This window comes from Burkholderia sp. HI2714 (assembly GCF_002223085.1).
GTDB lineage: Bacteria > Pseudomonadota > Gammaproteobacteria > Burkholderiales > Burkholderiaceae > Burkholderia > Burkholderia lata_D.
In genome coordinates this window covers 193,238-220,096 of the sequence record NZ_NKFM01000019.1, presented here as the reverse complement: position 1 = coordinate 220,096, position 26,859 = coordinate 193,238, and the positions used below count along the sequence as shown (strand labels likewise).

The window sequence follows — 26,859 nt, the reverse complement described above, 5'->3', positions numbered from 1 at the left end:
CTCATACACCGCCTCCAACGTCAGTTCCTGTCGTCTGGCGATCTCTTTCGCTCGCACGCCGTCGCTGAACATCAGAATCGTCCGCGACCGGTCTCGTATTCGCCAATCACGACGGCTTCTCGCCATCGCTTCAAGCTTTGTACGTTCTTCCTGCGTCAGTTCCAGCGCTTTCAATGCCATCAGCTTCGTTGCTCGTCCCGTCCAGTTCGAACCATGATTGTAGAGACATTTCATGTCGAAGGCTTACACGTTCATTTCCAGCATTTCCGTCTATCGCAGCTTCCCGCCCGGTACGCGCTATGACGAGAACGCGGACACCCTTCCGGGCCACGAAGGTTATGGTGCGCTGAAGGCCAGAACGGAAGCGGCCATTCAGTCGGCCATGCCGGGGCGCGTCGCGATTCTCAGGCCGGGGTTGATCGTTGGCCCCTACGATCCCACCGGCCGGTTCACGTACTGGATTCGCCGCGTCGCGACAGGAGGCCGCATCCTTGCACCCGGGCGGCCTGATCGCCCGATCCAGTTCATCGATGCGCGGGATGTTGCGCAATGGTGCGTGCAGATGGCGGAAAGCAACGCGAACGCTGTATTGAACGCAGTGGGCCCTGCATCGACGTTGACGATGGAGCAGTTTCTCAGCCGGTGCATCGAGGTTGCCTCGAGCCGCGCACAGCTGGTATGGCTCACGGATCAACAGGTTCTCGACGCGGGTATCGAAGGATGGACGGAGCTTCCGCTCTGGATCGCGGAAAGCGATGCTGAGGCGGGCGGCATATTCTTCGCCGACAACAGCCGCGCGCTACGGAGTGGTCTCGCGTTTTCGCCTCTCGCGCGAACTATTCAGGACACGCTCGACTGGACGCGGGAAGCTGGCGCCGAGACCGCGTCACCATTGCTGGTCGACGCGCTGAGCGCACCGAAGGAACACGCCACGCTTGCGCGCCTCGGTGCTGCTTGAGTCAGCTTCCGCGACGATTCACGCATGAACCTTGGAACGCGCACAGGTGATCGCACGCCCGGTGCGGCCATGCCGCGCCATTTTTTGACGCTTGCCGACCGCTTCACCGCGCCGACATGAAATCGAACAGCTTCGCGATATCGGTCGTCAGCACGCTGCCCGCCTTCACGCCAACCCACAGCGTGCGCGTTGCCCACGCATCGTCGAGCTTCACGACCCCGAGCCGCGCCGCGCGCTCGCCGGTCACCGCATCGCGCGGCAGGATGCCGATGCCGAGCCCCGCCTCGATCATGCGGCTCACGCCGTCGAAATTCGATACCTGGATCCGCAGCTTCAGCGAGCGCTCGACCGCGAACGCCGCGTCGGTCATGCGCGCGAGCAGCGAACTGCCGTCGCTGAGCCCCACGTAGTCCTCGTCGAGCGTATCCGCGAAGCGGATGCTGTCGCGCGCGGCGAACCGGTGCGTGCGCGGCACGAGCAGCACGAGCTCGTCGCGCCGGTACAGCCGCCGCTCGATGCCGGGGGCCGGTACGTTGTCGGCGAACACGCCGAGATCGGCCTTGCCGGATGCGAGTGCGTCGACGATCTCGTGGCTCAGCCGCTCCTCGAGGCTGACCTTGATGCCCGGATTGTCGGTGAGAAACGCGGCGAGATCGGCGGGCAGGAACTGCACGATCGCGGACGTGTTGGTCCACACGTGGATGTGGCCGCGCACGCCGGCGACGTAGTCGCTCATCTCGTGCGCCATCCGGTTGACCTGCTCGATCACCTTTGCCGCATGGTCGAGCAGCGCGCGGCCCGCGGGCGTCAGCTCGACACCGCGCGCGTGCCGGACGAACAGCGCACTGCCCGTCACGCTTTCGAGCTCGGCGATGCGCTTGCTGACCGCGGACAGCGTGAGCTGGCCGTGTTCGGCCGCTTTCGTCAGGCTGCCGTGCTCGGCGACGAGCGCGAACACGCGCAGCGACTGCAGATCGAAATGAAGCGGGTTCACCATGTCGTGTTTCCTGGGAGTGCCGTGCCGGCGCTTGCCGTCAGCGCGGCGGCCTGACGCCGATCATACGCCCGGCCGTGTGAGCGCGAAACGGCACGCCTGGCGCGGCGCGATCGACCGTAATGCGGCAAGCATCGCTCCGTCCGGCTTCGCGAGATCGTCGAGCACGTCGAAGTGCTTCATGCCGGGCAACCCGACATGGACGATCCGTTCGCCGGCCGCGTCGCACGCCGCTGCGTAGTCGCGTGCCTGCCGGACGAGTTCGGGCAGCTCGGCGTCGCCGACCGCAACGACCGTCGGTGCGCCGGGCCCGACATGGTGCAGCGGGCTGTACGTTTCGACTTCGTGCGCTGTGAGCTGCAGCTTGTCGTTCAGGCAGCACAGCGAGATCGGTTCGAGATCGACGAGCGGGCTGATCGCAAGCGCCGACACGACGGCCGGATGCGCGCGGTGCACGGCCGTCAGGTGGCCGCCGGCCGAATGGCCGCTCAGGTGAATCGGCCGCTTCGCCGTGCCGAGGCCGTCGGGGTCGTTCGCCAGGTAGTCGAGCAGCGCGCCGATCTCGCCGACGATGTCGGTCATCGTCGCGACCGGTGCAAGCGTGTATTCGGCGAGTATCACGTCGAAACCGCGCGCGAGCGGCCCGCTTGCCGCGTAGGCGAAATCCTCTTTCGCGCAGTGCTGCCAGTAGCCGCCGTGAATGAACACGAACAGCGGCGCATCGGGCTGACCACACGACAGCCAGTCGAAACGCTGCGCGGGTTGCGCGCCGTAACGCAGGTCGCGCCTGACGGACGCGGCTTCATAGAGCGCTGCGCTGCGCGCCTGCATCGACGCCAGCAACGCAGGGAAATCGGGCACCACCTTCGTGTTCAGATAAGCGGCATCGAGCGCCGCGCGGTCCATGCCGCGATAGAGGATCGTCATTGGGAATCGTCTGGGTCGGGTTGCGGAAGCGCGGACGCGTGCGTCGCGTCCGATGCGAAGGCGGCTTCTCAGTCGCCGATGCCTGCATTATCCGCAGTGCGACACGGGCCGGCTATCCGGAATCGGCGAGCGCGGAAACCGGCTGTCCGTTTTCGGCGGGAGATCGGCGCGGCATGCGGCCGCACCGTGATCTGGTCCGCACACGCACGTGCGAAGGCGCGATACGGCGCGGCTGTGCGCCGGCACTCAGATCAACTCGGAAATCTCGATCAGGTTCAGGTCGGGATCGCGTACGTAGACCGACCGGATCTTCTGCGTCGCGCCCGTGCGCTCGACGGGCCCTTCGACGATCGGCCAATCGACTCGCTTCAGGTGTGCGATCACGTCGTCGAGCGGCACCGACGCGATGAAGCACAGGTCGAGCGCGCCGGGCACCGGCACATGCGCTTTCGGTTCGAATTCCGCGCCGCGAACGTGCAGGTTGATCTTCTGGTTGCCGAAGCAGAATGCGATCCGGCCCGCGCCGAAGGTTTCGAGCTGCATCTGCAGCACCTCGGTGTAGAAATGCTTCGTCCGGTCGGGATCGACGCAGGTCAGCACGAGATGGTCGAGGTGGTCGATCAGCGCCATGAGGTTCGCTCCTGTTCGTGGTTCATGAGAACGCGCGCTGCGCGGGCATGTCGCCGGCGTCCGCGCGCGGCGGCGGATGAAGGTCCGAGCGGCGCCCGGCCTTCAGGATCTGGCTCGGCACGTCATGCCCGATCAGCGCGGGCAGCCGTGCCGACGCGGCCAGCACCGCCGCGAGATCGATGCCCGTATCGTAGCCGTCGAGTTCGAGCATGTGCACGAGTTCTTCGGTGCACGCGTTGCCGGTCGCGCCCGGTGCGTACGGGCAGCCGCCGAGCCCGCCGAGCGACGCGTCGAAGCGGTCGATCCCGGCGTCGAGCGCCGCGAGCGTATTCGCGAGCGCCATCCCGCGCGTGTTGTGGAAGTGCAGCGTGAGCTGCAGCGCGCCGAAGCGCTCGCGGGCACGTGCCGACAGGTCGCGCACCTGCGACGGAAACGCCATGCCGGTCGTATCGCACAGCGTGAAGCCGTGCACGCCGAGATCCGCGAAGCGCTGCATCCATGCGAGCACGCCTTCGGCCGGTACGTCCCCTTCCATCGGGCAGCCCATCGCGGTCGACAGCGACACGTTGATCGCGACGCCCGTGCCGCGTACCGCGTCGATCACGTCGCGCAACTGCGCGAACGATTGCTCGCGCGTCATCCGCAGGTTCGCGCGGTTGTGGCTTTCGCTCATCGACATCACGAGGTTGACTTCGTCGACGCCGCACGACAGCGCGCGCTCCGCGCCGCGCACGTTCGGCACGAGCACCGTATAGACCACACCCGGTGCGCGCGCGATGCCGTGCATCACGGCCTCCGCGTCGCGCAACGCAGGGATCGCTTTCGGCGACGTGAACGACGTGACCTCGATCTTTGCGTAGCCGCACGCGCTCAGCGCGTCGACGAGCGCGATCTTGTCGTCGGTGTCGACGAATGCCGCTTCGTTCTGGAAACCGTCGCGCGTCGCGACTTCGTGGAGGTACAGCCGTTTGCGTTGCCCACTCATGTTGTCTGCTCCTGTATCCGCTTCTCAGATCACACCGCGCGTGCGCCAGTCGCCGCGCGTCGCCGCATCGATACCGAGCGATTCGAGTACCGCGTCGGTATCCGCGCCGAGCGCGGGCGCCGCGTGTTCGATACGCCCGGGCGTCGCACCGAGCTTCGGCACGATACCCGGCACGAGCACGGGCGTGCCGTCGGGCAACGCGGCATCGACGAGCATGTCGCGTGCGCGGTAATGCGGATCGGCCGCGATGTCGGCCACGTCGTAAATGCGTCCGGACGGAATGCGTGCTTCGTTCAGCGCGGCCAGCACGGCGTCGAGATCGTGCCGCGCGCTCCATTCGCCGATTGCCGCGTCGATGCGCTCGACCTGCGCGACGCGCCCGTCGTTGTGCGCGAGCGCGGGATCGTTGCCGAGATCGGGCCGGCCGATCAGCTCCATCAGGCGCCGGAAGATGCTGTCGCCGTTGCCGGCGATCAGCGCGTACTTGCCGTCGCGGCAGCGGTACGCGTTGGTCGGCGCGATGCCGGGCAGGCTGCTGCCGGCCGCCTCGCGCACGGCACCGAACGCCGAGTATTCGGGCAGCAGGCTTTCCATCATGTTGAATACCGACTCGTACAGCGCGACGTCGACGACCTGCCCCTTGCCGCCCTGCTGCTCGCGATGCCGCAGCGCAAGCAGCACGCCGATCACGCCGTGCAGCGCCGACAGCGAATCGCCGAGCGAGATGCCGACGCGCACCGGTATGCGGCCGGGCTCGCCGGTCAGGTGCCGCAGGCCGCCCATCGCCTCGGCGATCACGCCGAAGCCGGGGCGGTCGCGGTACGGGCCCGTCTGCCCGAAGCCCGACACGCGCAGCATCACGAGCCCCGGGTTGATCGCGGACAGCGCGTCCCAGCCGAGCCCCCAGCCCTCGAGCGTGCCGGGCCGGAAGTTCTCGATCAGCACGTCGGTCTCGGCCACGAGGCGGCGCACGACGTCCTGCCCTTCGGGCGTGCGCAGGTCGAGCGTGAGCGAGGTCTTGTTGCGCGACTGCGCGGCCCACCAGACCGACGTGCCTTCATGCAGCAGCCGCCATTTGCGCAGCGGATCGCCGAGCCCGGGCGGCTCGACCTTGAGCACGTCGGCGCCGAATTCGGCGAGCATCCGGCCCGCGAACGGTCCGGCGATCAGTTGGCCGAGTTCCAGCACGCGGATGCCGTCCAGGGGGCGTGTCATGGCTGTCTCCGATGAAATCGTGTTGTCGATGAAGGCGATCATGACGACGTTCGCGCCCGGCGAAAATCGATCGATGCTCAACCAGCCTTTCCGTTTCGGAAAGGCGTGCGTCGCGCCCCTCCCACAGGCGTTGCGTCAGCCTTTCCATCCGGGAAAGCGCGCTCGCGCAACGGTCAAACGACAGCGCGCGCGCCGCCGGCAGAATCGAACTCGTTCCGCGCCCGCCGGGCGCCTGTCAGCGAGACCCGCCATGTTTTCTGTTTCCTCCCCCGCGACGATCGTGTTTCTCGATCGCGCGACGCTGTCGCCGCACACCGTGCTGAAACCATTCCCTTTCCCGCACGCGTTGCGCACGTTCGACCGGACGGCCGCGCACGAGATTGCCGCGCGCATCGGCGACGCGGACATCGTCGTGACGAACAAGGTGCGGCTGGACGCGGCAACGCTCGCCGATGCACGGCGCCTGCGGATGATCGCGATCGCCGCGACGGGCACCGACATCGTCGATCTCGACGCGTGCGCGGCGCGGGGCATCGTCGTGAGCAACATTCGCGGGTATGCGGTCCGCACGGTGCCCGAGCACACGTTCGCGCTGATCTTCGCGCTGCGCCGCAGCCTCGTCGCGTACCGCGACGCGGTGCGCGCGGGGCGCTGGCTCGACAGCGGGCAGTTCTGCTTTTTCGATCATCCGATTCGCGATCTGGCCGGCTCGACGATCGGGATCGTCGGCGACGGCGTGCTCGGGCGCGCGGTGGCCGGCATCGCCCGCGCGCTCGACATGCGGGTGCGGTTCGCGGCGCACGGCGATGCGGCAGGAGACGACTACGCGCCGCTCGACACGCTGCTGCGCGACAGCGACGTGATCACGCTGCACTGCCCGCTCACGCCGGCGACGCGGCACGTGATCGATGCGGCCGCGTTCGCGCGGATGGCGCGCCGGCCGCTGCTGATCAATACCGCGCGCGGCGGGCTCGTGGATGAAAGCGCGCTCGTCGATGCGTTGCAGTCGGGGCAGATCGCGGGCGCGGGGTTCGACGTGGTCACGCAGGAGCCGCTGCCGGCCGCGCATCCGTTCCACGCGATCCTGTCGCATCCGGCATTCATCCTGACGCCGCACGTCGCGTGGGCGAGTGACGAAGCAATGCAGGCGCTCGCCGATCAGCTCGTGGACAACGTCGCCGCGTTCGTGGGTGGGATGCCGCGGCACGTGGTGTGACGCACGGGGCACACGGCGCGACGGAAGGTGATTTTGAACCGCGCAAACAGAACGGCCCCGCTCGATGGCTCGAAGCGGGGCCGGCTGAATTCGGGGGCTGCTTACGCCAGCGACTCGGCACGTTACGGGTTCGTGCATCCGCCCTATCTTGCGGCCGGTTTCTGAATGCCTGAAGGGCTCTACTTTAAGGAATCCAGACGGCCAACGATATAGGACGAGTCCGAAACTGAATGGGACGAATTCTGGAAACGTCCGTTTCGATAGCAGCGCACCGCTATCGACGCGAATTTCAGTAAGCAGACATCTCGACGCAAGGATCGACCTTGGACGGCGAGCAGATGACCGAGTACTTGGCGCTCTCGCGCATCAGCGCTTCGCCTTCGTGCAGTGCGATCTTGATCTCGGGGTGACGCTCGTACGCGAGGAATGCCGAGCACACGACCGCGGACATCACGACGAGGGAAAACACAAATTTTTCAAGGGTTTGGAAACGTTCGGGCATGGTTCGACCTATCTCTCAGGCCGTGATTATATCTCGAAATAAGGGTTTTCCCTATAACCCGGGCCGCATACCGTTTATCAGCCTGGTCGTACCCTTTATCACGGTCGTCCCCCGCCGTTTCGCGTGGCCCATGCTCAGGCCTGGTCGCGCGGTTCCGGCGCGCCGACGGGCCGGAGCGGCGATCGGTGCGCGCCGAGGCGCCCCGCGCCGATGCCGAGCCCGTTGTGCAGCGAATCGTGCTCGAATCGCTGGAACGACTCGACGATGTGCTTGCGCAGCAGCGCGACATCCCAAGGCTTGATCAGGAGCTTCTGGACCGATCCGTCGCCGGATGCGCTGGCGATCGATTGCCCGTCGCCGTAACCCGACAGCAGGATGCGCACGATGTCCGGGTACAACGCCTTGACGCGCTGCAGCAGGTCGATTCCCGACGCGCTCGGCAAGTGGAAGTCGGACACGATGACGCCGACGCGATGCCGGGCGAGCAGGCCGAGCGCCTCGTCGGGGTCGGTGGTGTCGAGGATCTCGTAGCCGTCGCGGCCCAGCGCCTGCCTGAGCATCTGCAGGGTGGCGCGATCGTCGTCCACCAGCAGCAGCGTCCGGTGCAGCAGTTCGCGCTGCCGGCAGTGTTCGGGCAGTTCCGAGCCGGCCGACAGCATGCCGGCGATTTCATCGCCGGTCACCGGATGGCTGAAGTAGTAGCCCTGCATCGAGTGGCAGCGGTGCCGGTTCAGGAACGACAGCTGTGCTTCGGTTTCGACGCCTTCGGCCACCGTCTCCATGTGCAGCGACTCCGCCATCGCGATGATCGAGCGCGTCAGCGACGCGCCTTCCGCGCTGGTGGTGACGTCGCTGAGGAACGACCGATCGATCTTGACGACATCGATCGGCAAGTCTTTCAGGTACGACAGGCTCGAATAGCCGGTGCCGAAATCATCCAGCGACAGGACGACGCCGAGCGCCTTCAGTTCGCGCAGCGTGTGCGCGATCGTATTGCAGTCCTGCATCAGTACGCTTTCGGTCAGCTCGAGTTCGAGCGAGGCCGGCGCCAGTCCCGTTTCCCGGAGCGTCTTGCGTACCATGGCGGCCACGTCCTGTTGCCGGAACTGGCACGCCGACAGGTTGACGGCGATCCGGATCGGGGGATGCCCGTCCTGTTGCCAGGCGACGGCCTGTGCGCACGCGGTGCGCAGCACCCACTCTCCGATCGGCAGAATCAGTCCGGATTCCTCGGCGATCGGGATGAAGCGGTCCGGCGGAATGATGCCGATTCCCGGGCGTCGCCATCGAATCAGCGCCTCGACCCCGCTGATCTGGCCGGTCTTGAGATCGACCTTCGGCTGGTAGTACAGCTCGAGTTCGCCGTTTGCGACGGCCCGGTGCAGCGCGTTTTCCAGGATGGTCTGCTCTTCCACGCGCGCACCCAGTTCGCGGGTATAGAAGCTGTAGCAGTTGCGCCCGTGTTCCTTCGCGCAGTACAGCGCGGCATCGGCGGTTTTCAGCAGCGCCTCCGCGTTCGTGCCGTCGGTCGGACAGAGGCTGACGCCGACGCTGGTCGTCACGTGCAGATCGTGCCCTTCCAGCACGAACGGCGCGATGAAGGTGTCCAGGATCTTGCGTGCGATCACATCCGCATCCGATGGCGTCGACAGGTTGACCAGCATCACGACGAACTCGTCGCCGCCGAGCCGCGCGACCGTGTCGCCGTCGCGCACGGAACTCGTCAGGCGCGCGGCGACGACCCGCAGCAGCCCGTCGCCGACCGAGTGGCCGAAGCTGTCGTTGACGTGCTTGAAACGGTCCAGGTCGAGCACCATCACCGCGATCAGCTGCCCGGTGCGTCTCGCCTGCGACATCGCCTGCTCCATCCGGTCGCCGAGCAGGTTGCGGTTGGGCAGGCCGGTGAGCGCATCGTGGTTGGCCAGGTATTCGATACGCCCCTGCTGCATCTTGCGCTCGGTGATGTCCTGAACGATGCCGCGCAGGATGATCGCGTGGTTCGGATCGCGCCCGGACTCCGCCTGGTGCAGCACGTAGCGCTCGGTGCCGTCCTCGTGAATCAGTCGATGCTCGAGCGAGAATGCGACGCCCTCGGTGCGCAGGCTCGTGTACGACTGCACGAGCAGCGGCTGCTCGTCGGCCGGAACGGCTTGCACCAGCCGCTCGAACGTCGGCGGCGCGCGCGTGGCGTCGAGCCCGAGAATCCGGTACAGCTCCGGCGACCAGTAGCCGTCCGTGCGCCCGGCCTGGTACTCCCAGTTGCCCAGGTGCGCGAGCGCCTGCGCGTGCGTGAGGCTGACCTCGGTCGTCGCCAGTTTTTCGACGGCAGCGGCGGCGCGCAGCAGATACCGGATCCGGTAGCCCAGCAGCTTCCACCGCATCGGCTTGGACACGAAGTCGGTCGCGCCGGCATCGAACGCGCTGGCGATCGATTCGTCGTCGTCGTTGCCCGTGAGCATCACGATCGGCACGCGGCGACCCTCCGGCAAGGCGCGCAGCGCGCGGCAACAGTCGAAGCCGTCGCCACCGGGCATTTCGACATCGAGCAGCACGACGGCGGGACGACAACGCAGGAACGCGTCGATGCCCTCCTGCGGCCCCGTCGCCTCCTCGACGCGGAAACCTTCGGGCTCGAGCGTTTCCACGACCAGCAGGCGCGTCATTGCATCGTCATCGATGATCAGAATCGCCGGCAAATCGGCATTGTCCTGGTTCACGACCGTCCTCCTGTTTGCGCCGACGCGCGATCGCCGCGGCGACCGGCCGGCGATCGTTCAATCTTCAACCGTCCACGCGCTCGGCGATCAGCGCGGCGTGCGCGTGCCCGAATTCCGTATCCGTGCCGGCGACGAGCGTCTCTGCGGCGCTCACGTCGGCAGCGCGCGCCAGACGCTCGATCTCGCGGCAGCGGGCTGACAGCAGGTGCGCGCCGACGTTCGCGCTGCTCGATTTCAGCGTATGGGCGGCCAGCTTCAGCGCATCGGCGTCCCCTGCTTCGACCGCTGCGTGCATGTCGCGGATCAGCCGCGGCGCGTCGGCCGTGAATTGATCGATGATCCGGGTCAGCACATCCGGGCGGCCGGGCCGCTGGAGCGCGCGCAATGCATCGAGCGCCTTGCGGTCGATCACGCCGGCGCTCTCGTCCTGACCGGCGGCCGCCGTCTCGCTCGCGCCGGGCGTCGCCTGCGTGCCCGTTTCGATGTCGACCGGCGCCCCTGCCTCATCGCTCTTGGCGGCCGGCACGCTTGCGTCGGCGCGAACATGGCGCGCGAGCATCCGCAGCAGCGCATCGCGGTGGAACGGCTTGCCGAGATAGTCGTCCATGCCGGCGGCCAGGCAGCGTTCGCGGTCGCCGCTGAGCGCGTTGGCCGTCAACGCAATGACCGGCATGCGCGGCGCGCCGGCTTCGGCTTCGCGCCGTCGCAGCCGCCGCGTGGCCTCGAAGCCGTCCAGCAGCGGCATCTGGCAGTCCATCAGAACCACGTCGAAGGCGTCGTCGTCCAGCATTTTCAACGCCTGCTCGCCGTTGTCGGCCACGGCGACCCGATAGTCGGTGTCCTCCAGCATCGCGAGCGCGATCTGCTGGTTGACCGCGTTGTCCTCGACCAGCAGCACATGCGCGGGGATTGCGTCGAGTGGCCTGTCCGGGTCCGGCCCGGCTTCATCGGCCGCCGGCGGCATGCGGTGCGGCATCACCTGCATCGTCGATGCGATCGCCGCATAAAGGTCGGCGCCATGCAGCGGCTTCGTCAGTCGCGCGGCGATGTCGAGTTCGCGCGCGACCTGGACGCTGTCCATCATCTCGAACGCGGTCAGCGTGATGATCCTGAGCGCACGCAGCGACGGATCATGGCGGATGTGCTGCACGAGCGAGATGCCGTCCATGCCGGGCATCCGGACGTCGACGATCGCGAGGTCGAACGGCGCACCGTCGGCGACGGCCGCGCGCAACTGCGACAGCGCGTCGTCGCCGCCGATCGCCGTGGCCACGCACAGCTGCCATTCGATCGCGTGCTCGAGCAACACGCTGCGATCGGTCTCGCTGTCGTCCACGATCAGCACCTTCAGGCCCGCGAGCGACGACCTCGCGTGCGCCGCGATGCCGCCCCCGCCGGATGCCGGCTCGAACCGCATCGTCACGGTAAATACCGAGCCCTTTCCCGGCGTCGAGTCGAGCGCGAGCGAGCCGCCCATCATCTCGGCCAGCTGCCGGGCAATCACGAGCCCCAGGCCGGTCCCGCCGTATTTGCGTGCGATCGAGCTGTCGGCCTGCTGGAACGGCTGGAACAACTGCGCGGACACATCGGGCGCGATGCCGATGCCGCTGTCGGCGATCACGAACACGATGCGACCGTCTTCCGCATACGATGCGCTCAGCTCGACGTGCCCGTGCTCGGTGAACTTGATCGCATTGCCCATCAGGTTCGTCAGGACCTGCCGCAGGCGCACCGGGTCGCCGCGCATCCATTCCGGCACGTTGGCGGCGCGCCGGTACACGAGCGCGAGTGCCTTGCGTCCTGCGTTCGGCTCCAGCAGGGCGACGACATCGTCGAGCAATTGATGCAGGTTGAAATCGATGCGCTCCAGCGTCAGCTTGCCGGCCTCGATCTTCGAAAAATCGAGAATGTCGTCGATGATGACGAGCAGCGTCTGCCCGGATCGATACACGGTGTCGACGAACTTGCGTTGCCTCGACGTCAGCCGCGTGCGCTGCAGCAGTTCGGTCATGCCGAGCACGCCGTTCATCGGCGTGCGGATCTCGTGGCTCATCCTCGCGAGAAATTCCGATTTCGCCGAGTTCGCGGCTTCGGCCGTCGCGATCGCCGCCTGCAGATCGACATCGCGCCGCTCGATTTCGTCGAGCATCATGTTGAAGCCGGCGATCAGGGCCGCGACTTCGTCGCGGCCTTTGTGGGCCATGCGCAGCGACAGATCGTTGCCGTGGCGGATGCGCGCCATCGTGCGCGTCAGGTTCGACAGCGGGCGGGCGATCGACGTGCCGAGACGATGGCTGATCACGAGGCCGCCGATCGCGAGCAGGAACGATACCGCCACGATCATCAGGAACGCGCTCGTCACGGCCCGGTAGACGTCGGATACGACGGCGCGCTGCTGCAGATCGACGCGTACGGCCTGCTGTTCCGAGTAGGCCGCGAGGCGGTTCGCGGTCGTGTCGACGTCCGCGACGATGCGCTGCATGGCCAAGTCGTTGGACAGCACGTCCGACTTCACCGCGAGGATGCGACGGGCGGATCCGGCCAGTTCCGTCGCCAGCGCAGCCACTTCCCGTGCGCGGCTCGCGCTGCCGAGCCGGTCCGCGACGAGCGCATCGCGCAAGGCGGCGGCGGATGCGGCGAGCGCGCCGATATTCTTGCGCACGCCTTCGCCGCGCTCGATGCGGTCGGTGCCTTCGCTCTGCGCGACCGCACGCAGGTCGGCCGCGAGTTCCTTGATTCCGCCATTGACGATGGTCGACAGCGACGCGATCCGTACCGCCCGGCGCTGGAATGCGACGGCTTCGTCGAGTCGATGTCGTGCATCGACGATTCGCAGCGCGAACGGATCCGCGATCTCCGCCAGCGTCACGTCGAGTGCATCGAGCGACTGCAGGACCCGCTCCTCTTTCGCGCGGTAGCGTGCCGCGACGGACGGCGCCGCGAACATGCCGCCGCGCAGCGCGAGCAGACCGTCGTTGCCGTCGAGGATGTCGGCCGCCAGGCGCCCGAGCGCGTTCGCCGCACCCTGCGCCGCGGTGCCGTCGAGGTTCGGCGCCGCGGTCGAGAGTGCATTGCTCGCGCCGTCGAGCGACGCCTGCATGCGTTCCCGCAGCGGCGCGAGCCGGTATCGGTTCGGTGCGACGTCGACGCGACCGGCAAGGGTGATGATGTCCTTGACGTTCAGGCGGACCTGGTCGAGCGCATGAATCGTCCGGTTGTAGGCAGAATTGGCCGCAAGCGCACTGCTCACCGCGGCATCGGCTTCGTGGTCGAGCTGCTCGGTCTCCTTGGCGACCTCGCTCAGCAGCCTGGCGCCGCGTGCCTGGACGCGTTCGATGAACTGGCGTTCGGCGACGAGCTGCGCGTCGCTCCGCAGGCGCTTCTCGACGCCTTCGTTCATCGACGCGAGCATCGTCCGGATATCGGCGGACGGCTCGTCGATCCCGTGCCCGTCGATCGCGCGCACGGCGGTCGTAATGTCGGCGATCCGCTGCAATTGCGTTTCGATCTCCGACGACGACTGCTCGCGCTCCGACGCGTCGCGGGCCCGTTCGAGCCGGCCGAAATCGACCGCCAGTTCCGCGTACGCACGCTCCAGTTCGTTGCTGCGCACCTGCTGCGGCATCGATTCCGTCGTCAGCATGCGCACACCGGATGCAATGCCGTGCACGGCGGTCAGGCTCGTCAGGGAAGTCGCCACCGCGCCGAGCAGCATCAGGCCGGTGCTGGTGACGAGTTTCGCCTTGATGTCCATGCAGCCCTCCAGGATCGGAATGGCCTGCCCGCGGCCATCCGGTCCGTTATCTGGCCGGCGCGTCCAGCGGTGTGACGCGACCGTGTGCGATTTCGGTGAGGAACACGTCGTTCAGTGCCTGGTGATCGTCGGCGCCCAGGTTGGCCACCAGGCCGCCCAGATCGAGATGATGAATCGATTCGAGCGCCTGCTTCAGGGTTGCCCGGGTCGGCTTCGGGCCCGCGCGTTCCAGCCCGATCAGCGCGATCTTCGCGTCGAGGCAGCCCTCGATGTGCACCACGCCCACCTGTTCGTCCGGAAAGCGCTGCGCGATCAGCCGTGCGCAATCCTGGATCACGGGGCGTTCATTCCGCGGCAGCGGCACGACCTGCGAGATCAGCGTGCCGTTGCCTTCGTCGCCGATCAGGCGCAACAGGTCGTCGGTGCCGACGAACGACACCGCCGCGAGCCGTGCATCGAGGCCTTCCCGATGCACCGCGCGAATGAATGCGGCCACCGGCGTATACGGCCCGACCATGATCACGACGTCGGGCCGGCCGCCGAGCACGGCCGCAAGGCCCGTGGCGACCGCGGTCGTGCCGCGGCGAAACGTGCCCGTGGCGACGACGTCGAGGCCATGGCGCTGCAACGCGAGCCGCGTGCCCGCCAGTACCGCAAGCCCGAAGCCGTCGTCCTGGTAGAACACCGCGAAACGCCTTGCGCGATCGTGCGCGATCAAATGCTCGACCAGCACGCGCGTTTCGTCGTCATAGCTCGCCCGAATGTTGAATACCTCCGGAATGACGGGCCTGCGCAGTGCCGTCGCGCCGCTGAAGACGCCGATGAGCGGAATGCCCGCATCCCGGATCATCGGCAGCACCGCGGTGGTCGTCGGCGTGCCGACGTAGCCGAACAGGGCGAGGACGTTGCGCCGCTCGATCATCTCCAGCGTGTCGTCCACGGTCCGGTCGGGCTCGTAGCGATCGTCGGCGACCACGAGGTCGATCCTCCTGCCATGTACGCCGCCGTGCGCGTTCGCATCGTCGAATACGGCTTGCGCGCCGACCAGCAGCCCGTGTCCCAGGCCCGAGGAATTGCCCGACTGCGCGTTGACCATGCCAAGGCGGATCGCATCGTCGGTCACGCCGGGTTCCGCCGCGACGCTGGCGCCGGGGCCCGTCATCGCGACGAAGCACGCGATGAGCACCAGCGCTCGCCCGAGTCCCGCGCAGCGCATGGGTCGACTGCCGGGACAGCCGTGCTCGAACTCGACGGAGCGGACCGTCGTTCCCTGCGCGAACGCGTTCGCGCTGCGAGCGACCGGCGAACCGCGCCTGCAGCCGCACCGGGTGAATGCGTGCAACCCCTTCGAAGACCCGGTATCAGAACACATCCGCGTGGCCGACACGCACTTGCCCATGTTGGGTCCCCCTTCGGCACCCGTTGGCTCGAACGGGTGATGGTCCCCCGTGACACGCCGCACCCTTGCCGTGATATGGCGCCCGATTAGTCATATGTATAGGTGGCATCCCTTGGCACTGCAAGCCGCAGGACTGGGCAAGGTCGTCGATCGAGAACGTTGCGCCATGGCATCGCGTCAGCGGAATTTCGATCCGGTTTTCAATGCGCGATTTTGTTGCTGGAACTGGCTCGTCCGTTCCGGATCGGGCATGGTGTGCGCAGCGCGGCACCCGCCTTCGCAGCGGGCAAACCGTGCGACGGCATTCGGCAAGTTCGGGGTTTCAACGCGGGAGAATGCGCCGCACGGGCCGGACATGCGGATTCGCGTCGCCATGGCGGCTTGTCGATGTGTCGGCGTGATCGGGCCAGGGAGAAAGCGTGAACGATGTCCCCGCCGACCTACTGCGGCGCCGACGCGCCGCTCGCCGCATTGCCGGGCCACGCCTTGCCGATCTCGTCGACCAGCGATTTCGCGGCGCCGGTCACGATCGCGGCGTCGACGCCGGACGTCTGCCACGTGCCGTCGGCGGCCTTCACGAAGGTCAGGTTCGCACGCGAAGGCTTGTAGTCCGCATTGCGCCACGTGACCACGACGTCGCACGAGTACGTGCGATCGCCGAGCTTCTTGCAGTCGCCGTCGGGCTTTGCCGACACGACATCGGCCGAGACGGGCAGCGGCTGGCCGAACAGCGCATTCAGGCCGCCGTGGTTTTCCGCCTCGAGCGCGCGGCGCACGGCGGCGTCGACGTCGCTCGACCCGGGGCCCTCGTGGAGGAGATTGCAGGCGGCCAGCAGCGTCGATGCACCGGCGAGTGTCAGCAGCGTGTGGAACTTCATGTGTATCCGTTATCGGGTGAACGCCGCGTAGTCTGCAACGTCCGCGCGCGGTGCGCGGTATCCATTTGTAACCAATTGCACGGAGGCGCAAGCGGCATCGCGTGCCCGTGCGTCGCCCTCGGCTACTGCCGCTCCTGCTTCACGCGGCTGACGAGCTGCGTCGGGCTCACGAACTGCAGCGCGATCACGACCCACACGAGCGTGATGGCCATGTAGATCATCGCCATCGCGTCGATCGACTGCGGCGCGCGCACGCCGGTCGAGAACACCGCGTAATACAGCGCGACGACGAGCGTCTGCGTGCTCGGCCCCGCGGTGAAGAAGGTCAGCTCGAACATCCCGATCGTGCGCACCAGCACGAGCAACCCGGCGGCGAGCATGCCGGGCACCAGCAGCGGCAGCAGCACGTAGCGGAAATAGCGCCACGTATTCGCGCCGAAGATCCGCGCGGCGGACTCGAGATTCGGATCGATCTGCTCGATGAACGGCGTCATCACGAGGATCACGAACGGCAGCGCCGGCACGAGGTTCGCGAGGATCACGCCCGGCAGCGTGCCCGCGAGCCCGACCTTGTACATCACGGTGGCCATCGGGATCCCGTACGTGACGGGCGGCACCATCAGCGGCAGCAGGAACACCAGCAGCGCGAAGCGCTTGCCGCGAAACTGCACGCGCGCCAGCGCATACGCGGCCGGCACGCCGAGCGCGATCGACAGCAGCACGACCGCGCCGACGACCTCGACGGTCACCCACAGCACGCTCGCGAGCTGGAAGTCCTCCCACGCCTTCGCATACCAGTGCAGCGTGAAACCCTGCGGCAGCGGCGTGCCGAACCAGCGGGTCGCGATCGAATTCACCGCGACGGTCGCGATCAGCAGCATCACGTTCAGCAGGAAGAACGCCATCAGCCCCCAGACGAGCGCCTTCCATGCGCGGCCGGCGAGATTGCTTGTCATCTTCTGCGGTTTCCTCGCATCGACGGGGCGCGCATCGGGCGCGTCGGGTGTGTCGTGCTTCGGTGGCCAGGTGCGCGCGGCATGGTTGTCGGTCGCCATCAGCCCTTGCCTCCCGTCACCGCACCCGTATAGAAGAAGCGGCGCGCGCCGAGCATCGACGCGACCACCAGCAACTGCACGAAGCCCATCACGATCGCGATCGCCGACGCCAGCGAATAGTCGTAGCTCTCGAACGCGGCTTCCGCCGCCGCGATCGAGATCACGCGCGTGGGGCCGGCCGGCGCGCCGAGCAGCACGGCCGACGGAAACACCGAAAACGCCTGCACGAACGACAGGCATGCGGCCATCGTCAGCCCCGGCACGAGCAGCGGCAGGTAGATCTGCCGGAACTGCTGCCACGGGTTCGCACCGAGCGTTGCCGCTGCGCGCGCGAGCGTCGGGTCGATGCCGCTGATGTACGACAGCATCAGCAGGAACGCGAACGGAAAGCCCGACACGATCAGCGACAGCAGCACGCCCCAGTAGTTGTGCGTGAGGCGCACTTCGTCCGTGTACAGGTGCAGCCCCTGCAGCGCCTGCGGGAACCAGCCGTTCGGCCCGAAATACGTCAGCATCCCGTCGGCGACGAGCACCGTGCCGAGCGTGACGGGAATCACGAGCAGCGTCGTGACGAATTTCTGGTACGGCGAATGGCGGCGCAGCGCGAACGCGACGGGCACCGCGATGCCGACGTTGATCAGCGTCGCCGGCACCGCGAGCTTCAGCGTGACGAGCACGGTCGGCCACATCGCCGTGTCGGTGAAGAACAGCAGGTAGTTCGCGAGCGCGCCGCCGCCGTTCATCGGCTGGAACGACAGCACGAGGCCGTACGCGAACGGATAGATGAACAGTGCGACGATGAACGCGAGCGCGGGCGTGACGAGCCACGCTTTCGCGTCGCGCGGCGTGCCGCCGGACGCGAACGTGCTCATGCGGCCTCCTGGTGTAACCGCGCTGCGGCTGCGCCGCTCATGTCGGCGCTCCCGGGTAGACGAGCGTGCGCGACGGCGCAACGCGCAGCCGCAGCGACTCGCCTTCCGTGAATTCGCCGGCGACGCGCGCCCAGATCGGGCCGAACGGCGTGATCGCGCGGATCAGCGAATCGCGGCCGCCGTACTCGACCGTTTCGACCGTCGCGTCGAACGTGTTGTCGCCGCCTTCGTCCGCGCGCTCGATGTCGTCGGGGCGCAGCGCGACCACGACCTCCTTCGCGTCGAAGCCGGCCATCGGCACGCCCGTGACGCGAACGCCACCGGCCGCGACGCTCACGTAATCGCCGGCCATCCCTTCGAGTGTGAACGGCAGCACGTTGCGATAGCCCATGAAGCGCGCGACATGCAGGTTGTGCGGGCGCGTGTAGACGTCCTTCGGCGTCGCGACCTGCTGCACGACGCCCTCCTTCATCACGACGATGCGGTCGGCCATCGACAGCGCCTCGTCCTGGTCGTGCGTCACGTAGATCGTCGCGCGTTCGAGCTGCGTGTGGATACGGCGGATCTCGGCGCGCATCTCGATGCGCAGCTTCGTGTCGAGGTTCGACAGCGGTTCGTCCATCAGCACGAGCGGCGGCTCGATCACGATCGCGCGCGCAATCGCGACGCGCTGCTGCTGCCCGCCCGACAGCTGCCCGGGCAGCTTGCCCTCGTGGCCGACGAGCTGCACGAGTTCGAGCGCCTGCTGCGCGCGCCGCCGCGTTTCCTGCTTCGGCACGCCGCGCATCTTGAGGCCGAAGCCGACGTTGTCGAGCACCGACATGTGCGGAAACAGCGCGTAGTTCTGGAACACCATCCCGAAGCCGCGCCGCTCGGGCGGCAGCACGTCGATGCGCGTGTCGTCGAGCCAGATGCCGCCGCGCGTGAGCGGCTGCAGCCCCGCGATGCAGTTGAGCGCGGTCGACTTGCCGCAGCCCGACGGGCCGAGCAGCGCGATGAATTCGCCACGCCGGATCTCGAGATCGAGCCCGTTCAGCGCGGCGACCTGCGCGCCTTCGGCATTGGTGAAGCTGCGACACACGCCATCGAGCCGCAGCCGTTCGAAACTGTGCTTCATTGCGCGAACTCCATCGACGCGGGCGCCGCGGCGCCCGCCGGTCCATGCGTTACTTCGACTTCTGCGATCCGATCTCGCGATCCCACTTCTGGAACGCGGCGACCATCGCCTGCGCGCTGAGCGGCTGCACGTGCGGGCGATCCGCGAGCAGCTTCGCGTACTCGGGGCGGCCGAACTTGCGGACCACCTCCTGGCTGTGCGCGGGCGCCATCTCGAGCGTCACGCCCTTCACCGCCGGGCCCGGATAGAAGTAGCCGTCGTCGTAGGTCATCGACTGTTGCGCCGGTTCGAGCAGGAAGTTCATCAGCTTGAACAGCACGTCGAGCTTTTCCTTCGGCACGCCCTTCGGGATCACCATGTAGTGCGCGTCGTTGACCCACGTCATGTTGTCGAACGCCTGGATTTTGAATTCGGCCGGCACGATGCCGAGCGCGCGTGGGTTGAGGTCCCAGCCGGTGACGGTCACGGTCATGTCGCGTGTGCCTTCGCCGAGCTCTTTCATCACCGCCGAGGTGCCGCCCGGGTAGTACGGCACGCAGTCGTTCAATGCCTTGAGGAACGCCCAGGTCTTGTCCCAGCCGTTGATCGGATCCTGCGGATTCTTGTCGCCGAGCACGTACGGCAGCCCCATCAGGAACGTGCGGCCGGGGCCCGAGTTCGCCGGGCGCGCATAGATCAGTTTGTTCGGATGCGCCTTGCACCACGCGAGCAGCTGATCGGGCGTCTTCGGCGGGTCGCTGACCTTCGCCGGGTTGTATTCGAGCAGCGGGCCGGCCGGCATGTAGGTGACCTCGAGGCCGTAGCCCTGCGCGAGATCCTGCATCTTGCGCGGGCCGGGCGCATATTTGTCGAGCACGCCGGGCAACGCGGCCGCGTCGTCGGGCAGCAGCTTCTGCCACAGGTTCTGCTCGATGCCGGCGGCCAGCGCGTCGGTGCCCGTCAGCACGAGGTCGATGTCGGCGCGCCCCGCCGCCTGCATCGCCTTGATCTTGCCCGGCAACTGCGGCGCGGGCGCGTTGGTGAACGTGACGTTCGAGACGAGATTCGGGTTCTTTTCCTTGAAGGCTTCGATGGCCTTCTGCGTGAGCTGCAGGTTGCCCGCGACATCGACGATGTTCAACGAGACGGGGGCGGCAACGGCGGCCGCGGCAGACAGCGTGAAGCCCAGGGCGAGTGTGATCCGGCGGACACGGCGAGCGATCGTGGTGGTGTTCATGTCTCCTCACTTCGGTCGGTGGATGGGACCTTTCTTTTCAGGAAATCATGACGGCGTTATACGATGTCGGTCAACAAAAAACCACGGCGCGCGGGGCGGGACTTTCCCTGACAAACACCTTCCGGTTATTGACGATTTGTGTGTCAATCGCTGGTGGGGAGCCGTGCCGTGTCGATTGTGCCGCGTGTTAAGACGTCGTATCTCGGCGGGAAGCGAAATGGAATCGGTTCGGGGCCGCGTCGCGACCCGACGGTGACGGGGCGCGCGCCGGGCACCCGGTCGGGTGCGGCGCGCGGAAGGCGGGAATATTCAGTCAGTCAGGCGGCGCCGAGTGCGGCCACCTCTTCGATCAACCGTTCGGCATCCTGCCACTCGCCATACCCGGACGCCGGGTTCAGGTGCCCGACCTCCCCCAGATCGACGAGCTGGCTGCCCCACCCGGCCGCCAGCGCCTCGACGCGTTCGAAACGCGCGAGCGGATCGTTGCGGCTCGCGGCGACGATGCTCGGAAATGGCAGACGTCCGGTCGGTACCGGCGTCCAGCCGTTCGCGGCGATCGCATCGGGCGCCGGATAACCGGCGGGCATCGGCGACTCGAGATCGGCCGGCGCCGCGAGCAGCGCGCCGTGGATCTTGCGCGTGGCCTGGCGCGCCCAGTGCACGGTAATCATCACGCCCGCGCTGTGCGCGACGAGGATCACGGGGCCGTCGATCGCGGCCAGCGCAGCATCGAGCGCCGCGACGCGCGCGGTGCGGCTCAGCTTGTCCGCTTCGAGCGGCGCGACGGCGCGCGCGTTCGGCAGGCGCCGTTCGAGGTGCGTCTGCCAGTGGTCTTCGACGTGATCGCGCAAGCCGGGCACGATCAGGATGGTGGGGGTGGTCGTCAGGGTCATGCAGTCTCCGAAGCGTTCAGGAAAGGTGGGACGCGCGCCGGTCGCGTTCGACGCGCGCGAGGTCGGCCACGTAGCTCGCGCGTCCGATCGCGAACAGCACGGCGGCCATGAGCGGCACGACGGGAATCCATTGCAGTGCGCCGACGAGCCCGGCACGATCGGCGACCCACCCCGTCAGCAGCGGGCCCGGCGCCATGCCGAGCAGGTTGTTGGCGAGCGTGAGCGTCGCGAACGCCGACGCGTGGATCGCGGCCGGCGTCAGGTTCGCGACCATCGCGCCCGACGCACCGGATGCGCCCGCGCCGACCAGCATCCCCGCGCAGATCAGCGCGAGCTGCAGCGGTCCGGGCGGCAGCCGGAACGCAATCGCGAGGCACACGCCCGTGAGTACGCAATACGCGATCGCGGTCAGCCACTTGCGTTTGCCGTCGGTCTTGCCGACGCGGTCGGTGACGATCCCGCAGCCGACCATCCCGACGCCCGCGAGCAGCACGAAGCCGGCCGCGAGCACGGCCGCGCGGTCGGGCGCCATCGCGTAGTAGCGGTTCAGGTAGCTCGGCAGCCACGCGAACAGCGCGCCCGGCACGAACAGGTGCAGCCCGCTGCCGAGATACGCGCAGATCACCGAACGCGACGCGAACAGCCCCGACATCAGCGCGCGCACGTTGCCGCGCAGGTCGCGCGGTGCGCTGGCGTCGCGCCGGCACGGTTCGATGCGATACGCGGCGAGCCGCCGTTCGGTCACGACGCAGCGATACGCGACGAGCAGCACGATGCCGAGCGCGGCCATCACGCCGAACGACCAGCGCCAGCCGAGATGCGCGCCGACCAGCCCGCCGAGCGCCATCCCGAACACGGAGCCGAACGCGCCGCCGGCCATGAATGCGCCGGTCAGCGTCGCGCGCAGCCGTGCCGGAAAAATGCTGAGGATCAGCGCGACGCCGACGCTGCCGTACGCGGCCTCGCCGAGCCCGACGAGGCCGCGTGCGACGAGCATCTCCGCATAATTGGTCGACAGCGCGCAGCCGAGCGTCGCGACGCTCCACAACGCGGCCATCAGCACGATGCTGCGCACGCGCCCGAAGCGGTCGGCGAGCACCGACAGCGGAAACGTCAGCAGCCCGACCAGCAGCGCGACGACGCCGGACAGCGAGCCGAGCTGCGTGTCCGACAGCGCCCACGCGTGCTTGAGCAGCGGGAACACGGCGTTGAGCACCTGCCGCGACATGTAGTCCGACAGCAGCAGGCCGACGGTCAGCCCGAACACGAGCCACGCATAGGCGGGCGCACGCCGGCCGGCGGCGGCGACGTCCTGCATCGACGGCTCGACATGATGGATCAGCATGCGTGTCTCCTCCGGCGCCGGAGGTCGTGCTCCGGCGCGGCTTGCGTGGCCCCGCTCCGTTGACCGGAGTCAGCCCCCGCGCCGTGCGCAGGGGTGGGTGCCACGCCACAACGATCGGCGGGCGGCGGCCGTCACGGCCGCTTACCCGGATGCGCGGATGCGCGATGCGTCAGGCCGCCCGCAGCGGCACGTTCGCCTGGCCCGGCCGGCGGTTCGGCGCCATCCCGAGGTGCGCCAGCGTCTCGTCGATGCCGTCGTACTGCACGCCGATCCGGTAGATCGCCTTCGCCTCCTTGCCGGTGGCGATGTCGCGGCCGAGTTCGCGCGCGATCCGGGCGCACTGTTCGACCTGCTGCACCGACGTCATGCGCTTGCCCTTCTGGTCGATGATCGTGTCCTCGATCCCGCAGCGCGGATGCAGGCCCAGCGCCATCGCGATCGTGTTGATCGGCAGCACGTTCTTCATCAGCGATTCGAGCGTGATGCACGCGCCGTCCGGGCAACGCCGCACGAATTCCATGAAGTTGTACGGATTCGGGCCGTCGAAGCCGCCGCCGATGCCGACCCACGTGACGTTCAGCGGGCCGCGATAGACGCCGCGGCGGATGATCCGTTCGAGCGTTTCCAGCGCGTGCATGCCGGTGAGCTGGAAATGCGGCTGGATGCCGGCCGCCTGCAGGCGGCGCAGGTGCTCGTCGACCCAGCCCGGGCCGGCCGGCACGGTCATCTCGCGGTACGCGTCCCAGTACGCGGCCTCGTTCAACGACGTGCCGGCAATGTCCTGGCGGTTCATCAGCTCGGTGATGTTCATCTGCACGGTGTTGATCGCGACCGTCACCTGGTCGGGCTTCGGCGTCAGCTCGGCGAGCATGTGGCGCGTGTCGTCGGACAGCCATTTCGCGTCCGCCCCCTCGCCTTCCGGCGCGAACGAGATCGAGCCGCCCACCTGCAGGATCATGTCGGGCACCGCCTCGCGCAGCCGGCCGAGCAGTTCGTTGAACTTCGACAGCCGCTTGCTGCCCTTGCCGTCGAGCTCGCGCACATGCATGTGCAGCACCGTCGCGCCGGCGTTGTAGCAGTCGACGGCCTTCTGTACGTGTTCGTCCATCGTCACCGGAATGTCTTCCGGAAAGTCGGCCGGCATCCATTCGGGGCCGTACGGCGCGACCGTGATGACTACCTTGTCCTGGTTTTCCGGGTGCAGCGAATCGTCGAGAAATTGCATGTCGTCCTCCAGTGGAAATCGTTGTATTTCGGGCGTACGGGCGTGCGTATCCCGCCGCGCCGGGCGGCAGGCCCGGCGCGTGGTTCAGGGGTGCGGACCAGTTACGGGGCTGACGCGCTCAGAACGGCACGTCGCCGACGATGCCCGCGCGCTCCATCTTGCGCACGCACGGCGGGTAGTCCATCACTGCGTAGTGCTGGGTGCTGCGGTTGTCCCAGATCGCGACGCTGTTCTTCTTCCAGCGCCAGCGCACCTGGTATTCGGGGATCATGGCCTGGCTGATCAGGTATTGCAGCAACTGGCCGGCGCCGGGATTCGCGTCCTGCCCGACCCGCACGCGCGCCGGCGTGTGGAAGTTCGTGAAATGCGTGGTGAACGCATTCACGTACAGCACCTTCTCGCCCGTTTCGGGATGCGTGCGCACGACCGGATGCTCGGCGTCCGGGTACTGCGCCTTCAGCGCGAGGCGCTTGTCGATCGGCATCGCCGCGCCGAAGCTCGCCTCGATGCTGTGGCGTGCACGCAAGTCGTCGATCTGCTGCTTCACGTGTTCAGGCAGGCGCTCGTACGCGAGCACCATGTTCGCCCACATCGTGTCGCCGCCAACCGGCGGACCGTCGACGCAGCGCAGCACACAGCCGAACGGCGGCGCCACGCGCCAGCTCGCATCGCTGTGCCACGCATTCTCGTAGCGGTCGTTCGGCTGGTCGGGCGACTTGTAGATCCGCACGAGTCCCGGGTGCTCGGGATCGCTGCCGGCCACCGGATGATCCTCGAGCTCGCCGAAGCGGCGTGCGAATGCGACGTGCTCGGCGCGCGTGATGTCCTGGTCGCGCAGGAACAGCACGCGATGCCGGAGCAACTGCGCGCGGATCTCGGCGAACAGGCCGTCGTCGTGCACGGCGTCGGCGAGGCTCACATCCAGCAGTTCCGCGCCGATCGCGCAGGTCAGGGGTTCGACTCGCATGCGCGCCTCCTCAGACGATGAACACCGACGAACCGGTCGTCTTGCGCGATTCGAGATCGCGGTGCGCCTGTGCGGCGTCCTGCAGCGCGTAGCGCTGGTTGATCTCGATCCGGATCCGGCCGGCGGCGACGTGCGCGAACAGTTCGCCGGCCAGGTCGTTCTTCTCGGCAGGATCGGCGATGTAGTCGGCCAGCGCCGGGCGCGTCAGATACAGCGAGCCCTTCATCGCGAGGCGCTGCGGATCGAACGGCGGGATCGGGCCCGACGCGGTGCCGACGCACACCATCAGCCCGCGCCGCTTCAGCGAATCGAGCGAGCCTTCGAAGGTGTCCTTGCCGACGCTGTCGAACACGACGTCGACGCCCGCGCCGTCCGTCAGTTCGCGCACGCGCTTCGCGACATCCTCGCGGCTGTAGTCGATCGTATGGTCGCAACCGTGCGCGCGGGCGATCCCGGCCTTGTGCTCGCTGGAGACCGTGCCGATCACCGTGAGCCCGAGCAGCTTCGCCCATTGCGACACGATCAGCCCGACGCCGCCGGCGGCCGCGTGCAGCAGGATCGTGTCGCCCGGTGCGAACGCATGGATGCGCCGCAGCAGGTAGGCCGACGTCAGGCCGCGCATCGTCATCGCCGCGGCCGTCTCGCACGAAATGCCGGCCGGCAGCCGCACGAGCGGCGCGGCGGGAATCAGTCGTTCGGTGCTGTACGCGCCGAGCGTGTTCAGGAAGCCCGTGTAGGTCACGCGGTCGCCCACGGCGACGTTCGTCACGCCGGGGCCGACCGCTTCGACCACGCCGGCCGCCTCGACGCCGAGGCCGGCAGGCAGCGGCACCGGATACAGGCCGCTGCGGAAATACGTGTCGGCGAAATTCAGGCCGACCGCGTCGTGCCGCAGGCGCACCTGGCCGGGGCCCGGGTCGCCGACGTCGACTTCCTCCCAGCGCAGGACCTCAGGGCCGCCGGTTTCGTGGAATCGCACTGCATGTGCCATGGTTTTCTCCGTAGGGTGTCAGTCGGATGCGCGTCGCGCATCGTCGGGTTCGTTCGGTTCGTTCGCGCGTGGCGGCGTCGCGGCTGCGCCGTCCGCCAGCGATTCATCCAGTCCGGCCCAGTCCGCGTCGCCGAGATAGCGCCGCGCGGCCGGGAAAATCACGCCTTCCATCCGTCCCATCTGCTCGAACGCGCCGTGCGCATAGCGGGCGAGCGCCGTGTCGAACGCGGCCGACGGCAGCCCTTCCGCGGCGATCCGCAGGAGCGCATCGAGCGCTTGCGCATCGCGCTGCCGCTGGCGGTCGAGTTCGTCCAGTTCGGCCGCGACGCACTCCGCACGGACGCGCAATGCCGCGAAGAGACGCGCTTCGGCGGCGGTGCCGACCCGGGCGCGCTGCAGCGCGGCGAGCGATGCCAGCGCATCCTGCGTGTCGATCATCTGCTGCTGCGGCTCGTTCGAGTCAGTGCCGGAGGCCATCAACGCATGCAGCCACCCTTCGACCGCACGATGCGCATCGAGGCAACGCGCCATCACGCGCGCCTCGGCAGGCGTTCGCCGCGACGTGCACACGAGCACCGGCACGCCGCTCGTTGCGAGCAGGTGCTGCCGTTGCGCGCAGGCCGCCGCGTCGGCGTCGTGCGGCAGCGCCGCGACGCCGATCAGGTCGCAGCCGAGTTCGGCCGCCAGCGCGCCAGGCGCTGCGCCGCCGGCCGCCGCCGGATGGCCGGCCCCCGCGATCGCATGGGACAACCCCTGCGCCCGCGCAGCGGCTTCCACTTTCGCACCGTGCTCCGGCAGCCGCGCTCCGGATAAACGCGAGTCCGGCGCAGCGCCGGTCAGCATGAACGTGACCCGGGCGCCGACCGCACGCGCCAGTTCGAGCGCATGGCCGATCGCGTCGATGCCGCCGGGCGTGCCGTCGACCGTCACGAGCAGATGGCGGTACATCGTGCCGCTCCGCTTATCCGGCGAGCGGCGCGCTGCGCCGCGTGCCGGTCGATAC

Annotated in this window: 24 protein-coding genes; 2 read left to right on the top strand and 22 right to left on the bottom strand. The window is 67.9% G+C overall.

Annotation, left to right across the window (positions count from 1 at the left end):
• The coding region (locus tag CFB82_RS42035; RefSeq protein ID WP_218829056.1) for a hypothetical protein at positions 1-234 on the bottom strand (234 nt) is incomplete at its 3' end.
• Between CFB82_RS42035 and CFB82_RS09395 the strand changes: the two genes are divergently transcribed.
• Positions 233-958 carry an NAD-dependent epimerase/dehydratase family protein gene (locus tag CFB82_RS09395; protein WP_089483962.1) on the top strand — a complete coding sequence of 242 codons (726 nt, stop codon included), beginning with the start codon at positions 233-235 and terminating at the stop codon, positions 956-958. The two genes, CFB82_RS42035 and CFB82_RS09395, sit on opposite strands and share 2 nt — an antisense overlap.
• A 103-nt stretch (positions 959-1,061) precedes the next feature.
• Here the strand turns inward: CFB82_RS09395 and CFB82_RS09390 are convergent, their stop codons facing one another.
• The 5 genes from CFB82_RS09390 to CFB82_RS09370 all read right to left on the bottom strand — a co-directional run bounded on the left by CFB82_RS09390 (position 1,062) and on the right by CFB82_RS09370 (position 5,709).
• The gene (locus CFB82_RS09390) at positions 1,062-1,955 is read right to left on the bottom strand and encodes a LysR family transcriptional regulator (protein WP_043182881.1); all 894 of its coding nucleotides are present in this window, start codon (positions 1,953-1,955) and stop codon (positions 1,062-1,064) included.
• A 60-nt stretch (positions 1,956-2,015) separates the two neighbouring features.
• Positions 2,016-2,879 carry an alpha/beta hydrolase gene (locus CFB82_RS09385; protein ID WP_089483961.1) on the bottom strand — a complete coding sequence of 288 codons (864 nt, stop codon included), beginning with the start codon at positions 2,877-2,879 and terminating at the stop codon, positions 2,016-2,018.
• A 246-nt stretch (positions 2,880-3,125) separates the two neighbouring features.
• Positions 3,126-3,509 carry a VOC family protein gene (locus tag CFB82_RS09380; RefSeq protein WP_089483960.1) on the bottom strand — a complete coding sequence of 128 codons (384 nt, stop codon included), beginning with the start codon at positions 3,507-3,509 and terminating at the stop codon, positions 3,126-3,128.
• A 22-nt stretch (positions 3,510-3,531) separates the two neighbouring features.
• Positions 3,532-4,494 (bottom strand): hydroxymethylglutaryl-CoA lyase, encoded by a 963-nt coding sequence (locus CFB82_RS09375; RefSeq protein ID WP_089483959.1) that lies wholly within the window; start codon positions 4,492-4,494, stop codon positions 3,532-3,534.
• 24 nt (positions 4,495-4,518) lie between these two features.
• On the bottom strand, positions 4,519-5,709 hold the full coding sequence (locus CFB82_RS09370; RefSeq protein WP_089483966.1) for a CaiB/BaiF CoA transferase family protein: 1,191 nt from the start codon (positions 5,707-5,709) through the stop codon (positions 4,519-4,521).
• Between the two features lie 250 nt (positions 5,710-5,959).
• On the opposite strand from CFB82_RS09370, the gene CFB82_RS09365 reads away from it, so the two are divergent.
• Entirely contained in the window at positions 5,960-6,925 is a 966-nt protein-coding gene (locus CFB82_RS09365; RefSeq protein ID WP_089483958.1) for a D-2-hydroxyacid dehydrogenase, read from the top strand.
• 289 nt (positions 6,926-7,214) lie between these two features.
• On the opposite strand, the gene CFB82_RS09360 is transcribed toward CFB82_RS09365, so the two are convergent.
• The 16 genes from CFB82_RS09360 to CFB82_RS09290 form a co-directional block, all read right to left on the bottom strand.
• Positions 7,215-7,427 (bottom strand): hypothetical protein, encoded by a 213-nt coding sequence (locus tag CFB82_RS09360; protein ID WP_006497261.1) that lies wholly within the window; start codon positions 7,425-7,427, stop codon positions 7,215-7,217.
• Between the two features lie 134 nt (positions 7,428-7,561).
• Positions 7,562-10,144 carry an EAL domain-containing protein gene (locus CFB82_RS09355; protein WP_089483957.1) on the bottom strand — a complete coding sequence of 861 codons (2,583 nt, stop codon included), beginning with the start codon at positions 10,142-10,144 and terminating at the stop codon, positions 7,562-7,564.
• 64 nt (positions 10,145-10,208) lie between these two features.
• Positions 10,209-13,898, bottom strand: a complete 3,690-nt coding sequence (locus CFB82_RS09350; RefSeq protein ID WP_089483956.1) for a response regulator — start codon at positions 13,896-13,898, stop codon at positions 10,209-10,211.
• 46 nt (positions 13,899-13,944) lie between these two features.
• Complete coding sequence (locus tag CFB82_RS09345; RefSeq protein WP_089483955.1) at positions 13,945-15,114, bottom strand: ABC transporter substrate-binding protein; 1,170 nt, start codon at positions 15,112-15,114, stop codon at positions 13,945-13,947.
• 360 nt (positions 15,115-15,474) lie between these two features.
• Positions 15,475-15,672, bottom strand: a complete 198-nt coding sequence (locus CFB82_RS42030; protein ID WP_143750889.1) for a hypothetical protein — start codon at positions 15,670-15,672, stop codon at positions 15,475-15,477.
• Between the two features lie 65 nt (positions 15,673-15,737).
• Complete coding sequence (locus tag CFB82_RS09340) at positions 15,738-16,175, bottom strand: hypothetical protein (protein ID WP_089483954.1); 438 nt, start codon at positions 16,173-16,175, stop codon at positions 15,738-15,740.
• Between the two features lie 122 nt (positions 16,176-16,297).
• Complete coding sequence (locus CFB82_RS09335) at positions 16,298-17,230, bottom strand: ABC transporter permease (protein ID WP_089483953.1); 933 nt, start codon at positions 17,228-17,230, stop codon at positions 16,298-16,300.
• Positions 17,230-18,102 carry an ABC transporter permease gene (locus tag CFB82_RS09330; protein WP_089483952.1) on the bottom strand — a complete coding sequence of 291 codons (873 nt, stop codon included), beginning with the start codon at positions 18,100-18,102 and terminating at the stop codon, positions 17,230-17,232. The genes CFB82_RS09335 and CFB82_RS09330 overlap by 1 nt, the downstream gene beginning before the upstream one ends.
• Before the next feature lie 37 nt (positions 18,103-18,139).
• The gene (locus CFB82_RS09325) at positions 18,140-19,219 is read right to left on the bottom strand and encodes an ABC transporter ATP-binding protein (protein ID WP_089483951.1); all 1,080 of its coding nucleotides are present in this window, start codon (positions 19,217-19,219) and stop codon (positions 18,140-18,142) included.
• A 49-nt stretch (positions 19,220-19,268) separates the two neighbouring features.
• The gene (locus tag CFB82_RS09320) at positions 19,269-20,435 is read right to left on the bottom strand and encodes an ABC transporter substrate-binding protein (RefSeq protein WP_089483950.1); all 1,167 of its coding nucleotides are present in this window, start codon (positions 20,433-20,435) and stop codon (positions 19,269-19,271) included.
• A gap of 317 nt (positions 20,436-20,752) precedes the next feature.
• A complete protein-coding gene (locus tag CFB82_RS09315) occupies positions 20,753-21,328 on the bottom strand; it encodes an RBBP9/YdeN family alpha/beta hydrolase (RefSeq protein ID WP_089483949.1) in 576 nt (191 codons plus the stop codon).
• A 16-nt stretch (positions 21,329-21,344) separates the two neighbouring features.
• On the bottom strand, positions 21,345-22,673 hold the full coding sequence (locus CFB82_RS09310; protein WP_089483948.1) for an MFS transporter: 1,329 nt from the start codon (positions 22,671-22,673) through the stop codon (positions 21,345-21,347).
• Positions 22,674-22,842: 169 nt separating this feature from the next.
• Positions 22,843-23,898 (bottom strand): 3-keto-5-aminohexanoate cleavage protein, encoded by a 1,056-nt coding sequence (locus CFB82_RS09305; protein ID WP_089483947.1) that lies wholly within the window; start codon positions 23,896-23,898, stop codon positions 22,843-22,845.
• 118 nt (positions 23,899-24,016) lie between these two features.
• Positions 24,017-24,865 (bottom strand): TauD/TfdA dioxygenase family protein, encoded by an 849-nt coding sequence (locus CFB82_RS09300; protein WP_089445645.1) that lies wholly within the window; start codon positions 24,863-24,865, stop codon positions 24,017-24,019.
• A 10-nt stretch (positions 24,866-24,875) separates the two neighbouring features.
• A complete protein-coding gene (locus tag CFB82_RS09295; RefSeq protein WP_069247975.1) occupies positions 24,876-25,856 on the bottom strand; it encodes a quinone oxidoreductase family protein in 981 nt (326 codons plus the stop codon).
• 18 nt (positions 25,857-25,874) lie between these two features.
• Positions 25,875-26,804 (bottom strand): universal stress protein, encoded by a 930-nt coding sequence (locus CFB82_RS09290; protein ID WP_089483946.1) that lies wholly within the window; start codon positions 26,802-26,804, stop codon positions 25,875-25,877.
• Between the last annotated feature and the right edge of the window lie 55 nt (positions 26,805-26,859).